The following is a 13108-nucleotide window of genomic DNA, read 5'->3' as shown; positions in this document are numbered from 1 at the left end:
GGACCGGCGGGCCAGCTAGAGCGCCTGCCGATCTACTTGGCTAGCGATGTACCTCTGGCGAGCCTCTGAAAGCTTGGCGCCGTTGGGCAGGCGCCAGAAGGTCCACCCGTTGATGGCTCGGCCCAAGACCTCGCGTCCAGCTCCGGAGGGGCTGTCGTAGATCTTGCCGCCCATCTCAAGCAAGCCGTCGGCCGTGACCGTTGCGCGGTGCCCCGGCGCGTTGCCGTCCCGAGAGGTCAGGACGGTCCCGACGGGGACATAGCCGGCTGCCACGACATCCCGGAGACTGACCCATCCCACTGACTCTTGCTCAGTGCGCTTCACGGGGTCGGGGTTATGACCCTCAGGCGCCGTCCAGGTGGTGAGCAACGCCTCGATCATCGCCTCGGATCTGGCGTCGATGCATTCCTCGTTCCAGTCGTCGACCTTGCGCGGCGCCCGGGTCATGAGGAGGGTGTCGCTATCCTCAAGCGCCTCTCGTTTTCCCTGTTCGCCGCCCCACGGGCCGTTCGACACGGAGGAGTTCAGCGACTGGGTCAGCAGGGTCAGGTTGCCCAGGCGGTGGACGTGGGCGTCGCGGTCTATCTGCTCCAGGAGCGTCTCGACCGGCCAGTTCTCCTTCCAGCGCTGGGGCAGGAGGTGCTCGATCGTCATCATCCCGCGACGAACGCGGGACGCGCTGGTCGGAGCGCTGCCGGTGTAGCCGCGTTGATGATCCTCGACCGCCTCGAGGTAGGCGCGAAGCCTCCCCTTGGGCTGGCTGTAGATGGGCGCGATCGCGAGCTCGCGGCGAACCTCCTCGTCTCCCGGCCAGTACGTCCCTGGGCGGTTGAGACGGGTGAGGCTCTCCCGAAGTGATGTCGCGACTGCTGCAGGGGCGACCCCCGCCAGGTCTGCGATGAGCCCAGCGACCACCCGGCTGTAGTCCGACGCCGGCCGCCGAAGCAGTGCTCGCCGCATCAGCCAACTCTCGATGTCGCGCAGAGCCGCCGTCGTAACGTCGTCCGGAATGGACAGGTCCACGTCGAAGAGACGCAGCAGCAACGGTTTGACGGCTTCGAGTTCGGCCGCCTCGGTCCGGTACATGAACAGACCGAGAGCGCTGAGGTCGCCTTCCGACCGAGCCGCCTCGTGCACCCACTCCTCGTACAGCCGGGCCTGCCGGTGGATGGAGTCCAGGACCTCGATCATCGGGACCCCGCTATGCTCGTGCCACGTCTTGAAACGGGTGAAGGTGGAGCGCGTGCTCACCTCCTCGCCAGTCTTGGCGACCAGCCAGTGATTCATGAAGAGGGACAACCGCTCGAGCGAGTACCGACCGATTCGTATCTCCTTGGTCCAGAACGGCTTCTCGAGGTCCTGCCAGTGCTGCTTGAAGGCGGCCGATGCGTCACCGCCTTCGCGAACGATCTGCTGGAACACGTAGTTCTTGACGAGGTCAGCGGCCGTCAGCGGGGTGCCGCGTGCGTTCAGGGTCTCGAAGATCTCCTGCGATGGTTCGTTCTCGGTCAGGGCGATGACGACCAGCTGCAAGCCCTGACTGAGGGTGGCCACGAGCGCTTCCGCCCTGGCGTGGTCGACCGGGTCGCCCAGCCACTCGCGGACCTGTTCGGCGAAGTACTGGTGGGCATCGACGATGCGTCCGCTCGGAAGTGCGGAGTAGTCGATCGGTGCCCCGGCAGTCATGACCCCGACGAACGCCGAACGGTCGTCGTTGTCATGCTGCAGTTTCAGCATCCGCGTCTCGTCCAGACCGTATGCCGCAGGGTTGTGCGTCAGCCCGGCCAGCTGCTGCGCCAGGTGTGGCAGGTCCGCGGCGTCAAGCTCCGCGCCTGCCGCGTCGATGAGCAGCTGGAGGGTCGTCAACCGCTGCTGGCCGTCGATCACCCCATGGCTGGCCAGCGAACCCAGGCCGGCCGCTCCGCTCTGGGTAACCACCGCGCCCAGAAAGTGCTGGGCTGGGTGGCCGTCGAGTCGTCTCCTCGCGACGTGGCTGATATCCCGCCACAGTGGTTCCCACTGGCTGTCGGCAGTCCACACGTAGCGCCGCTGGAAGACGGGGACCGTCAGATGTTGCGGCATGGCGAAGATCTCCAGCGGGGTTCTTACGTCCGTCTGCATTCTTCCGATCCTCTCGTCATCGCCGACCATAACGGCGCCCTCGGTGACGGGGCGCCGATATGTCGCACCCGCGGCCAGGAGGGCAGGCGGGTCAGTCGGCGAGGATCCGCTCCACGCCCTCGCGGTAGGTCGTCACCCGGAAGTCGGGGAAGTGGGCAGCGAACTTCGCGCTGTCGAACATGTTGTTGCCGCGGTAGCGCACGAGCAGCTCGAACATCTCGTCGAGCGGTGCGTTGAAGCGCCGCCCGAGCCGGAAGGCGAGCATCGGCAGCACGGTGTAGCCGATCTTTCGTCCGGTCACCTCGGACGCGATCTCCACCAGCTCGGCGTACGTCTTGCGCGCCTCGTCGATCGGCAGGTGCCACGTCTGCCCATACGCGTCCGGGGTGTTGCCGAGCAGCGCCAGCGCGCGGCTCGCGTCCGGCGTCCAGATCAGCGACCGCTTTGCGTGCGCGTTGACGGGCACGAAGGGCCGCTTGCCCGCCTTGATCCGGTCGAACACCAGCGTGTTCGTGTAGCTCTTCGTGCGCCCCGGCCCGTAGAACTCGGGCGCGCGGCCGATGAGCCCTTCGACGCGACCGGCCTCCATCGCCTCGAGCAGCATCGTGGCGAGCTGCCCGCGGACGCGCCCTTGCGACCACCCGGGGCGAACGCCGTGCTCTCGGTCTGCGGCGTGGGCGTCCCGGGGTACATGTACGTGTTGTCGAAGAAGACGAGCTTCGTGCCGTGCTCGGCGCACGCGTCGATGACGTTGCGCATGATGACGGGGAACTGTCGCTCCCACAGCTCGGAGTCCAGGGGCAGGCCGACCGTGAGGTAAGCGATCTCGCTCCCGGCGACCGCGCGGCTCGTGGCTGCGGCGTCGGTCAGATCGGCGGTGACGAGCTCGTCGGTGTCGTTGACCTTGACCGGGTCGCGGCTGACGAGCCGAATCTCCTTGGTGTGACTGCGAAAGAGCGCGCGAGCGAGCTCGTCCGCGATCTGACCGCCCGAGCCGAGGATGGTCTGCGTGCTGTTCTGCATGGGGCCTCCGGAGGTCCTGACGCGTTGTTAACGGTGTAAACATACTACGATGTGAACGCTGCCAACTTCGAGGGGGCAAGACGTTGGGCGTGACCGCCGCAAGGGCTCGATCCACCTACCACCACGGCGACCTCCGCGCTGCCCTGCTCGCGGAGGCGAACGAGATGCTGGAGGAGCGGCAGCCGCTGTCGCTGCGCGCGCTCGCCCGTCGCGTCGGGGTCTCGCCGACCGCGCTCTACCGCCACTTCGCCGACAAGGACGCCATCGAGTCGGCGCTCGCGGTGCAGGGTCTGCGCGACCTGTTCGACGACCTGACCTCCGGCAGGGGTGAGCCCCGGTCCGCGAAGGACGTCGCCGAGCTGGGCGTCCGCTACGTCCGGTTCGCGCTGCGCCGGCCCGAGCTGTTCAAGCTCATGTTCGGGAGGGAGTGCGACGACCAGGACGACGAGCGCGTACGTGCGTCGTCCGTCCTGCACGACTACCTCGCCGGGGTGATGGCGCAGGTCTTCCCCGGCGCCGACGCGGACGACCTGGCCACCGCGGGTTGGGGCCTGGCGCACGGCCTGGCGTTCCTGCACCTGGACGGCAAGCTGCCGAGCGACAGGCGGCGCGTCGTCGATCGGCGCGTGCGGGCCGCGTTCGCCGCCGTCCTCCCACCGACCGAACAGCCCTGAGAGGCAAGGAAACCCATGGTCAAGCGCATCCTCCTCGTCGTCACGAACGTGGACCACTACGAGGCCGACCCGACCCACCCGACGGGCCTATGGCTCTCTGAGCTGACCCACGCCTGGGACGTCTTCGAGGAGCGCGGCTTCGAGCAGACGCTCGTCAGCCCGGCGGGCGGCAAGTCGCCCCTGGAGCCCCGGTCGCTGAAGTTCCCGACCTACGACAAGTCCGCCAAGGCGTGGCACGCCGACCCGCAGCGGATGGCGCTGCTCGAGACGACCAAGAGCCCCGACGAGATCGACTCCCGCGACTTCGACGCGATCTACTTCACGGGCGGTCACGCCGTGATGTTCGACTTCCCCGGCAGCGAGGGGTTGCAACGGATCACCCGCGAGATCTTCGAGCGGGGCGGCGTCGTCGGCGCGGTCTGCCACGGCTACTGCGGCCTGCGGGACACGCGCCTCTCGAGCGGGCAGTACCTCGTGGCGGGTCGCGACCTCACGGGCTTCTCCTGGCGCGAAGAGGTGCTGGCGCGCGTCGACAAGCTCGTGCCTTACAACATCGAGCAGGAGATCCAGGAGCGCGGCGCCAACTACTCTAAGGCGCTCCTGCCGTTCGTGTCGAACGCCGTCGTCGACGGCAACCTGGTCACGGGGCAGAACCCGGGGTCGGCCAAGGAGACCGCGCACAAGGTCGCCGCCCTCCTCTGAGGCGTCGGCTGGAGAAGCCTCCGCCTGCGTCAGCGCGCCGGGGTTCCGTGCAACGATGCCTTCACGCGAGCGCGGAGGTGCGCGGATGAGCTCCATCGGACAGGCGGCGCTGCTGGTCAGCATCCCCGTGGTCGCGGCCGGCGTGGGGTCGACCGTGGCGGTGCTGCGTCCCCCGTCGCCGCGGGTGGTCGCCGGCGTGCAGCACTTCGCCGCCGGCGTGGTCATCGCCGCCCTGGTCGGCGAGGTGCTCCCCGACCTGCGCGAGGAGGGCAACCAGGGCTGGGCGGTCGTCGGGTTCGTCCTCGGCGTGGCTCTGATGCTCGGACTCGCGGCGTACGGCCGTCGTGCCGACGAGCGTCGCGCTCGCGTCGCCACTCGCGCGGCCGCGGTCGCGCCCGTCAGCCTGCTCGCGGCGGTCGCCGTCGACCTGCTCGTCGACGGCGCGCTCGTCGGTCTCGGCAGCACCATGGGCGGCACCCAGGGCCTGATCATCACCGCCGCGCTGACCATCGAGGTCCTGTTCCTCGGGCTGTCGGTCGCCGGCGAGCTCACCCAGCTGGGCATGAGCCGCCTGCGCGCCACCACGATCTGCTGGGCCCTCGGCCTGCTGACGGCGGTCGGCGGCCTGGGCGCGGTCGTCCTGCTCGACGGCGCCTCCGCCGCCGTGCTCGCGACCGTCCTGGCGTTCGGCGCGGCCGCCCTGCTCTACCTCGCTGTCGAGGAGCTGCTCGTCGAGGCCCACGAGGAGCGCGAGACGACGCTGCTCAGCGGGCTGTTCTTCGTCGGCTTCCTCCTGGTGTACGCCCTCGCGCAGTAGCCCGCGCCGACATACGTCCTCGCCTGGCTGACGAGTGACGCGCCGCTCACCACAAAGAAGTGTTCAATCGTCAAGCCAGCGGCGCGAAGAGCACGTCGAGATCAGTGCTGAAATCACGGGTGCCAGATCACTCTGTCAGAATCCTCCGAACTATCCGGATCTGTAATCGCAATGATCACGTCTGCAGCGCTCAGTCCGGGGTCGAGGCCGAAGGTGTGAACGCTGACCTTTGTCTGTCCCGGATCCCATGAATCGAATCCAAAGGAGACGCCCCCGTTGGCCCCAGAGTCAGCGATGCATATGGGGGTGGCCACTTTCCGTCCAAAGCCCTCGCTGTAACGGTGTCGCCGGGTGTTAGCGTTTCGGTGCTCAGATTCTTCCACTCGATCCTGACCGACACAAAGGTGCGAATGGTCTCCGGACAATAGCCATAGTCATCAGGCTCGGGGGATGGAGTGGGCGGGGATACGGTCAGTTCCCACGCGCCAATGGTGGCAGAGTCGCCGAATTTGGCGGTTCGGTCAGCGGATGTCTCCGGAGGCTCGGTGGGTGTGGGCGTAGACGCGGGAGGCACTGCGCTGCCGGCGGGAGTTTCGCCGAGGGACAAAGTCAACTGACCGCCGAAGAGCTCCGCCGCAGAAAATTGGGGCGCGTCTCGCGGGCCGATCTTCAGGCGGTAGAACTCTCTATTTGTTGGGACAGAGGCGACCGAGAAGTCAAATCTGCATTGCCGTTGACCTCTGATCATCCCAGCAGTTCCGGGGCCCAGGGCTCCTAGGGCGAGCGTTGCTCCGACCTCATCAGCGATGACAATCTGGGCGCCCTCTCGCACATCGTCATACGGGCCGTCTCCGTAACATCCGCGCCCTTCGAGTGGTCCATTCCAGCTGTTCCAGGTCAGAAACACGCTCCCGGAAACCGACGAAGTTGTAGACGCGTCCTTCACCTCGTCACCGCTGCCGCATCCGCTCGCGGTGACCAGAATTGAGGCGGCGACCAAGCCAGCGCTGGCCCTCATGTTCGAACGATAGTCCTGCGGAGGCCCACACGTACTCGAATCGGTTCCAGTTTCGTGTAGCCGGGTTCGATCACCCCTCGATCGGGCGGACGACGTGGGTCTCGGTGTCCATCACCACGTCGAGCTCGACGATCGCGTCGATGACCTCGTCCATCCGCGCGAGATCCGCTCCCTGCACGATGGCCACGACGGCCGGGCCGCCGAACAACGCGTCCGCGCGGACGACGCCGGGCAGGTCGCGGATGGTGCGGCAGGCGGCGCGAGGGCCAGGGTTCGTCGTGGAGATGAAGACGTAGGCCTCGACCATGCCGCCAAGGCTACGGCCGCGAAGGTCCGCGCCTCCCGCCCAGGCGTCAGCCCACCATCTCCCGCACCAGCGGAATCACCTTCGTGCCGTAGAGCTCGATCGCCTTCATCAGGTCCTCGTGCGGCATCGTGCCGGCGCTGTACTTCAGGTCGAACCGGTCCAGCTCGAGCGTCGTCACGGTGCGGGCGATCTTGCGCGCGACCGTCTCCGGCGACCCGACGTGCATCGCGCCGTGCTCGATGTCGTCGAGGTACTCCTCCTTGCTCACCGGTCCCCAGCCGCGGTCGCGCCCGATCCGGTCGCGGTTCGCCTTGAAGTGCGGGAAGAGCAGCTCGCGCGCCTCCTCGTCGGTGTCGGCGACGAAGCCCGGGGCGTGCACGCCGATCGGCAGCCTCGGCCGACCCAGCTGCTCCAGCGCCTGCTGGTACAGCTGGACGTACGGCGCGAACCGCGCCGGGTCGCCGCCGATCACCGCGAGCATCAGCGCGAAGCCATACCGAGCGGCGCGTACGACCGACTCGGGCGAGCCGCCCACACCCACCCACGCGGGGAACGACCCGCGCACCGACTTCGGGAAGACCTCTGTGTCGACCAGCGGCGGCCGGTGCGTCCCCTCCCACGAGACGGCACCCTCCGAGCGCACCGCGGCGAACAGGTCGAGCTTCTCGCTGAACAGCCGCTCGTAGTCGGCGAGGTCGTACCCGAACAACGGGAAGGACTCGGTGAACGAGCCGCGGCCGAGGGTGATCTCGGCGCGCCCGCCGGAGATGCCGTCCAGGGTCGCGAACCGCTCGTAGACCCGGATCGGGTCGTCGGAGCTGAGCACGGTGACAGCGCTGCCGAGCACGATCCGCTCGGTCCGGGCCGCGATGGCCGCGAGCACCATGTCGGGCGCGGACACGGCGAAGTCGTCACGGTGGTGCTCGCCGATGCCGAACGCGTCGACGCCGACCTGGTCGGCCAGCACCCCCTGCGCCACGACGTTGCGGATCACCTCGTCGTAGGGCGCGAGCTCGCCGTCCGCGCGGGCGTTGACGTCGCCGAACGTGTCGAGCCCGAGCTGCAGGGTTTCGCCGGTCATCGATCCTCCACAGGGAGTACGAGTTCGCGCGGCGACCCATGCCGGTCGCCGCGTCCGTGGTCACCATCGTGACGGACGCGACGACCGGTCGGGGCGCTCCGCTCAGGGTCGGATCCGCGGCCTCAGAACTTCGCCTTGATCGCCGCGATCCGCTCGTCGCGCTTCTCCTTGCGCTCGGCCTTCTTGGCCTCGCGCACCTTCTCGTCGGCGGCCCGCGCCGCGGCGTCGGCGGCCTCCTCCCCGGCGGCGATCTCGTCGAGGACGACCTCGAGCGGCCGGCGCAGCAGGACCGCGCCGGTCTCCTGGGCGAACCCGTCGATGGCCTCCGGCGAGGCCTCCTGCACCTCGGCGACGATGGCGGTGCGGCCCGGGGGCAGCGCCCGGCTCATCTCGCTGACGACGCTGTCGGAGTCGAACGCGCGGTCCACGTCGAGCGTCGACCCGATGAGGCTGCCGCTGGCGAAGCCGAGCAGCATCCCCAGCGGGCCGCCCAGCACGCCGATGAGCGCGCCGAGCCCGCCGCCGCCGAGCGTGCCGAGGCCGATCTCGTTGTCCTGCCCGTCGGTGACCCGCAGCCGCCCGTCCTGCGTGCGCTCGATGACGGCGGAGCTGTCGACCTGGACCCCGCCCGAGTCGAGGTCGCGGAACTTGCTGAACGCCTCGTACGCCTTGCTCGAGTCGTCCCAGCTCATCAGGACGATGTTCTTCTCGCTCATGTCGTGCCCTCCCGATCGGACCGATGCCGAGCCCGCCGCCCTGCGCGCCGGGACATGTTCGATGACCGGCACCGGTGCGTCTCACGGTCCACCCCGCAGCGACGCGCCGCGGGAAACTCGTGAGTACCTGCCGGAAGGTATAGGTCTGGTGCGCGCGGGAGTGCGCCGCGAGTCAGCCGGCCAGCCGCCCGCGCAGCACCGCGACCCCGTCACCAGCGAGGTCGTCCAGTGCCACCGGCCGCCCGGCGATCGCCATCGCCACCGCCTCGCTCGGCCCGCGCACCTCGGCGCCCTCGCCCCACGACCAGTCCTGGTCGGTCGCGACCAGCCGCAGCCCGGCCAGCCGCTTCTTCGTGACGAATCCGCGCGTCGCCGGCTTGCTGACCAGGAAGTCGAGCGTCGCGCGCCAGGCGTCGACGTCGGGGCTGACGTCGAGCCCGAGCGGCCGGGCGGCGTCGCGCAGGTGGATCGCGGTGTCGGCCATCGGGCCGCCCGCGCCGGTGAACGGCACCGTCAGCTCCTGGCCCGCGCGCTCGCGCAGCTGTGCGACGAGCTGCTCGGTCGGCCGGGCGGACCGCGCGCGGGCCTCGTCGTCGACGTACTTCTCCAGGTTGCCGCGATAACGCACGATCACGCCGAGCACGGTCGGCCAGCTGAAGTCGGACTCCAGCGGCGCGAGCAGGTGCCCGGCGACCTCGCGCACGGTCCACCCCTCGCACAGGCTCGGCGTCGCCCACTGCTGCGGCGTCAGCTGCTCGAACATGTCCGCGGCCAGCAGCCGGTTGGCGGTCGCGATGCGGTGGTGCTCTGCGGTCATCGGGTGACTCCTCGCGTACGTCGTCCGTGGCTCGCCTCCATCCTGCAGGCTGTGCCTCATGCCACCGAGACCGGATGAGACCCCGCCGACGGAACGGCCGGCGGCGTCGGCCCGCCTCGTCGGCATCGCGATCGTGTTCGGCGCGCTCGCCGGCTGCGTCGCCGCGCTCACCTACCTGCTGATGGGGGCGGTGTCCGACCTGGTCTGGTCGGTGTCCGACGCGCGGTGGTACGTCTTCGTCGCCATCATGATCGGCGGCACCCTGCTCGCGGCGCTGCGTCCGGCCCTGGACGACGCGTCCGTCGACGCGCAGCTCGCCGAGTCGGCCGACCCGCGCGCCGTGCGGTGGCGCCGCACCGCGATCCTCGGCGCCGCAGCGGTCGTCGCGGTCGGGTTCGGCGGCTCGATCGGGCCCGAGGCCGGTCTGCTCGCGGTCGTCGCCGAGCTGTCCGCCCTGGTCAGTCACGCCATCGCGCGCAACGTCGCGGAGGAGCGGCTCATCGGCCGGTCGGGGAGCGCCGCCGCGCTGGCCGGGCTCTACGGCTCACCCCCGGGGGCGGCGGCGTACGACGACGACACCCTGTCACCACCCAAGGCGTTGCCGTTCCTCGCGGCGGTCGCCGGCTTCGGCGCGTTCCTCGCCACCGTGCGTTCGCTCGGGCACGGCGGTGTCGATCTCGGGCTGCCGGACTACCGGTTCGAGTCGGCGCTGGACCTGTTGCGCGCGGTGGTGCCGGCGCTGGTCGCCGGTGCGATCGCGTACGCCTTCGTCCACGTGCGCCCGCAGCTCGCGCGCCTCCTCGGCCGCGTCGGGACGCCGCGGGCGCAGACGCTCGTCGGGTCGCTCGCTTTCGCGGCGCTCGCCGCCGCGTGGCCGCTGGTCCGCTTCTCCGGGCACGAGGAGTTCGGCGAGGTGGTCGACTACGCGGCCGAGTCGGCCTGGCTCACGCTGCTGCTTCTCTCCGTCGCCAAGCTGCTGGCCACTGCCCTGTGCGTGAGCTCGGGCTGGCTCGGCGGTGAGTTCTTCCCGTTGATGTTCGCCGGGGCTGCGGCCGGCGCGGCGACGATCCCGGTGGTGCCGGGCCTCGCGACCACGGCAGCGGTCGCTGCCGGCGTGGGAGCCGCGACAGCGATCGGTCTGCGAAAACCGTTGGCAGCGTTGCTGATCGGTGCTCTGATGCTGGGTGGCGTCGGCCTGGTCCCGCTCCTCGTCGGCGCCGCGGTCGGGGTCGCGCTGCTGCGCGCGTTCCCGCCAGGTTCACCAGAGCACGGCTAGGCGGCTGGGCGATTCCCGAGGGCGAGGACTGGCCCGCCGGGGACACCTCGGTGGCGGCTCTTCGTTGGGGCGTCTCGTGCACCACCCCAATCTGCTGCACGGGATGCACCACGCCGGGCTGGTGCACCACACGCCCCAACGAAGAGTGGTCGCGCGACAGCCCTCCGCGCGCCGCGGGACCGTGCTCGTGCGCCCCGTGCCGGTGACCCACGATCAGCAGCGTCCCGCCCGGCGCGACCCAGCCGGCGAGGCGGGCGTACAGCTGGTGCTGTGGGATCGTCGCGTGAGCGTAATGCGTTGTCACCAGGTCGAACTCGCGATCCGGGGCCCACGTGGACAGGTCGCCCTGCACCCCATCGCACGGTGACTCCTGCGGCGTCGGAGCGCCGCCGCGCGGCCATCGCCGCGCCGGCGCCGCCCCGCCACTGGTCCTGCCAGTACGCCTTGCCGAACCCGTGCGTCATGGCGCCGTTGTCGTCCGCCGGAGAAGTCGTTGGTCGGAGGAGGTGCGCAGGACGTACGGTTGCCGTGGCAGCAGCACGAGACCGGACCAGGAGCAGCGGATGCGCACGGGCATCGCGGGATGCGGGGTGGCCCACGGGGCCTGCTTCGCGACCCCGCGCGACCCCGCATCCACCTGTTCGCCCTGACGCCGCGCGAGCGAGCGTCGGTGGCCGTCGTGCGCCGCGCGCCGGCCACGCTCCTGACCGGAGACTGCTGTGCTTCCCTTGACTGACAACGACATTCGCCATGCCCTCGTCAACGCCTCCCGCGGGGAGGCGAAGCGAGCCGTCCTGCCCGACCTGAGCACGGTCGACTGGGACGCCCTGGATTACCTTGGCTGGACCGACGGGAAACGCGAACTGGTCTCGTACGTCACGCTTTTCGTCGACGACCAGCTCGTCACGATCCAGCTGCGGCGCACGAGCAACGGGACGAGGAGCCGTCTCGTCTGCACCTGGTGCCAGGACGTCGTAGCGGGCGACCGGGCGATGCTCTTCGTCGCTGCGCGCGCGGGCGCCTCCGGCCGCAACGGCAACACGGTCGGCACGGCGATCTGTGCCGACTTCCGGTGTTCGGCCAACGCCCGGCGTACGCCCTCCATCACCGAGATGAGCAGCGACGACGACGCCGAGGTGCAGTTCTGGATCGACCTTCGCGTCGAGGAGCTGCGCCGCCGCTCGACCCGCTTCGCCCGGCAGGTGATGGCGGGGTAGAGAGTTCGGCGTAGTGGCCGCGTGACCCGCGCCCTGTTCTGACAGCATGCGGGCATGTCGGAGCCGGAGAACTGGTCACCGCTGGGGCGCCTTCTCGAGGAGATCTCCTGGGAGGGGTCGATCCCGGCCGGTTATCGCCGGGGCGGACGTGGCATGGAGAACGTGCTCACGACACAGGTGATGCAGGCTCTCGACTACCTGCCCAGGGCGGACTTTCTCAGAAGCGTGTTCCGCGACGCCGTTGGTGCCGACGGGGCGCGCGCCGCTGCAGCCCGGGCGTGCACGTCGTTACGGCTCACCCTGCTCCCGCCCGAGCTGCAGCTGCCCCCGACGCGGCTGGCGGTGCAACCGGACGCCACCTGGACGGACGACAGCGTGTACGTACTCGTCGAGGCGAAGCGCATCGGGAGCTCCCGCTTCCAGCCCCAGCAGCTGGTGCGGGAATACGTCGGCGTCGTTCAGGAGTGCGCTGGGCGAGTGCCGCTGCTGTTGCTCGTTCTCGGGGCCGAGCCGCCGATCCTCGTCCAGGGCGAGGGCAGGACATCCGTCCGCGACGCCATCGCGCAGGGACTTCCCGCTCTGGCCGAGACCGTGCGCCCTCTGCCCGAGTCGGTGGACGAGCTCTTGGCGGGCATCGATGCCCGCGTCGCATGGACCACCTGGGCGCGGATCCGGGAACGGGTCGCCGCCAACGCCTCGTCGGCCGAGACCAGATACGGAACCGAGACGGTCATTCGCCTCGCCGGCGACCTCGTGCGCGCCGTCGACTGGCACGGAAGCACGTAGCGCTCTGCATGCCAGGCTTGCCCCATGGCACGCACCATCGCGCAGAACACGACCGTGGACCGCGAGCAGATGCTGGAGTTCGTACGCCCGCGGCACAACCTCGTGCTCGTCACCACCCGTCGGGACGGGCGGCCACAGCTGTCTCCCGTCACCGGCGGCGTGGACGACAGCGGTCGCATCGTCGTGACCAGCTATCCCGAGCGCGCGAAAACCGTGAACGCGCGGCGTGATCCGCGGGTCTCGGTGCTCGTGCTGTCGGACGACTTTGGCGACGCTTGGATCCAGGTCGACGGCACCGCCGAGGTGATCGACGCGGTCGACGACGTCGAGCCGTTCGTGGAGTACTTCCGCAACATCTCGGGCGAGCACCCCGACTGGGACGAGTACCGCGAGGCCATGCGCAGCCAGGGCAAGTCGCTGCTGCGCATCACACCCGAGCGCTGGGGTCCGATCGCCACGGGCGGCTTCCCCCGCGCCTGGCCGACGGCTGATCGCACGGGTCGGCCGCCCGCGGGCTTCACGGGGACTCGGATTTGCAGTTATATCTGCAGGG

The 13108-nt window shown here is 69.7% G+C and carries 12 protein-coding genes and 2 pseudogenes; 7 read left to right on the top strand and 7 right to left on the bottom strand.

What is annotated here, in order from left to right; translation table 11 throughout:
- Window positions 1–15 precede the first annotated feature (15 nt).
- From QUE40_RS16975 to QUE40_RS16965, 3 genes and pseudogenes are all read right to left on the bottom strand, one after another.
- A complete protein-coding gene (locus tag QUE40_RS16975; RefSeq protein WP_289231718.1) occupies window positions 16–2121 on the bottom strand; it encodes a GmrSD restriction endonuclease domain-containing protein in 2106 nt (701 codons plus the stop codon).
- A 91-nt stretch (window positions 2122–2212) separates the two neighbouring features.
- Window positions 2213–2725: a Rossmann-fold NAD(P)-binding domain-containing protein gene (locus QUE40_RS16970; protein WP_289233136.1), complete on the bottom strand. Its 513-nt coding sequence runs from the start codon at window positions 2723–2725 to the stop codon at window positions 2213–2215.
- 101 nt (window positions 2726–2826) lie between these two features.
- A pseudogene (locus QUE40_RS16965) lies at window positions 2827–3144 on the bottom strand (NAD(P)H-binding protein); the annotation flags it as partial.
- A gap of 164 nt (window positions 3145–3308) precedes the next feature.
- Here QUE40_RS16965 and QUE40_RS16960 point away from each other — a divergent pair.
- From QUE40_RS16960 to QUE40_RS16950, 3 genes are all read left to right on the top strand, one after another.
- On the top strand, window positions 3309–3818 hold the full coding sequence (locus tag QUE40_RS16960; RefSeq protein ID WP_433997018.1) for a TetR/AcrR family transcriptional regulator: 510 nt from the start codon (window positions 3309–3311) through the stop codon (window positions 3816–3818).
- A 15-nt stretch (window positions 3819–3833) separates the two neighbouring features.
- A complete protein-coding gene (locus tag QUE40_RS16955) occupies window positions 3834–4520 on the top strand; it encodes a type 1 glutamine amidotransferase domain-containing protein (protein ID WP_289231716.1) in 687 nt (228 codons plus the stop codon).
- Between the two features lie 85 nt (window positions 4521–4605).
- Window positions 4606–5337 carry a ZIP family metal transporter gene (locus tag QUE40_RS16950; RefSeq protein WP_289231715.1) on the top strand — a complete coding sequence of 244 codons (732 nt, stop codon included), beginning with the start codon at window positions 4606–4608 and terminating at the stop codon, window positions 5335–5337.
- A gap of 1088 nt (window positions 5338–6425) precedes the next feature.
- Here the strand turns inward: QUE40_RS16950 and QUE40_RS16945 are convergent.
- The 4 genes from QUE40_RS16945 to QUE40_RS16930 all read right to left on the bottom strand — a co-directional run bounded on the left by QUE40_RS16945 (window position 6426) and on the right by QUE40_RS16930 (window position 9276).
- Window positions 6426–6662, bottom strand: a complete 237-nt coding sequence (locus tag QUE40_RS16945; protein WP_289231714.1) for an Lrp/AsnC ligand binding domain-containing protein — start codon at window positions 6660–6662, stop codon at window positions 6426–6428.
- 46 nt (window positions 6663–6708) lie between these two features.
- Window positions 6709–7743: an LLM class flavin-dependent oxidoreductase gene (locus tag QUE40_RS16940; protein ID WP_289231713.1), complete on the bottom strand. Its 1035-nt coding sequence runs from the start codon at window positions 7741–7743 to the stop codon at window positions 6709–6711.
- 122 nt (window positions 7744–7865) lie between these two features.
- Window positions 7866–8459, bottom strand: a complete 594-nt coding sequence (locus tag QUE40_RS16935; RefSeq protein ID WP_289231712.1) for a DUF1269 domain-containing protein — start codon at window positions 8457–8459, stop codon at window positions 7866–7868.
- Between the two features lie 172 nt (window positions 8460–8631).
- A complete protein-coding gene (locus tag QUE40_RS16930) occupies window positions 8632–9276 on the bottom strand; it encodes a maleylpyruvate isomerase family mycothiol-dependent enzyme (RefSeq protein WP_289231711.1) in 645 nt (214 codons plus the stop codon).
- A 58-nt stretch (window positions 9277–9334) separates the two neighbouring features.
- Between QUE40_RS16930 and QUE40_RS16925 the strand changes: the two genes are divergently transcribed.
- The 4 genes and pseudogenes from QUE40_RS16925 to QUE40_RS16910 all read left to right on the top strand — a co-directional run.
- Window positions 9335–10552 (top strand): chloride channel protein, encoded by a 1218-nt coding sequence (locus QUE40_RS16925; protein ID WP_289231710.1) that lies wholly within the window; start codon window positions 9335–9337, stop codon window positions 10550–10552.
- A gap of 719 nt (window positions 10553–11271) precedes the next feature.
- Window positions 11272–11769, top strand: coding sequence for an FBP domain-containing protein (locus QUE40_RS16920; RefSeq protein WP_289231709.1), 498 nt, complete (start codon window positions 11272–11274; stop codon window positions 11767–11769).
- A 54-nt stretch (window positions 11770–11823) separates the two neighbouring features.
- Window positions 11824–12555 carry a hypothetical protein gene (locus QUE40_RS16915; RefSeq protein ID WP_289231708.1) on the top strand — a complete coding sequence of 244 codons (732 nt, stop codon included), beginning with the start codon at window positions 11824–11826 and terminating at the stop codon, window positions 12553–12555.
- Window positions 12556–12579: 24 nt separating this feature from the next.
- Window positions 12580–13026: pseudogene (locus tag QUE40_RS16910) on the top strand (PPOX class F420-dependent oxidoreductase); the annotation flags it as partial.
- Window positions 13027–13108: the final 82 nt, after the last annotated feature.

The organism is Barrientosiimonas endolithica, assembly GCF_030296655.1.
Classification (GTDB): domain Bacteria; phylum Actinomycetota; class Actinomycetes; order Actinomycetales; family Dermatophilaceae; genus Barrientosiimonas; species Barrientosiimonas humi.
Note: the sequence above shows the minus strand (reverse complement) of the source record. Positions and strands in the feature narration are given on the sequence as shown.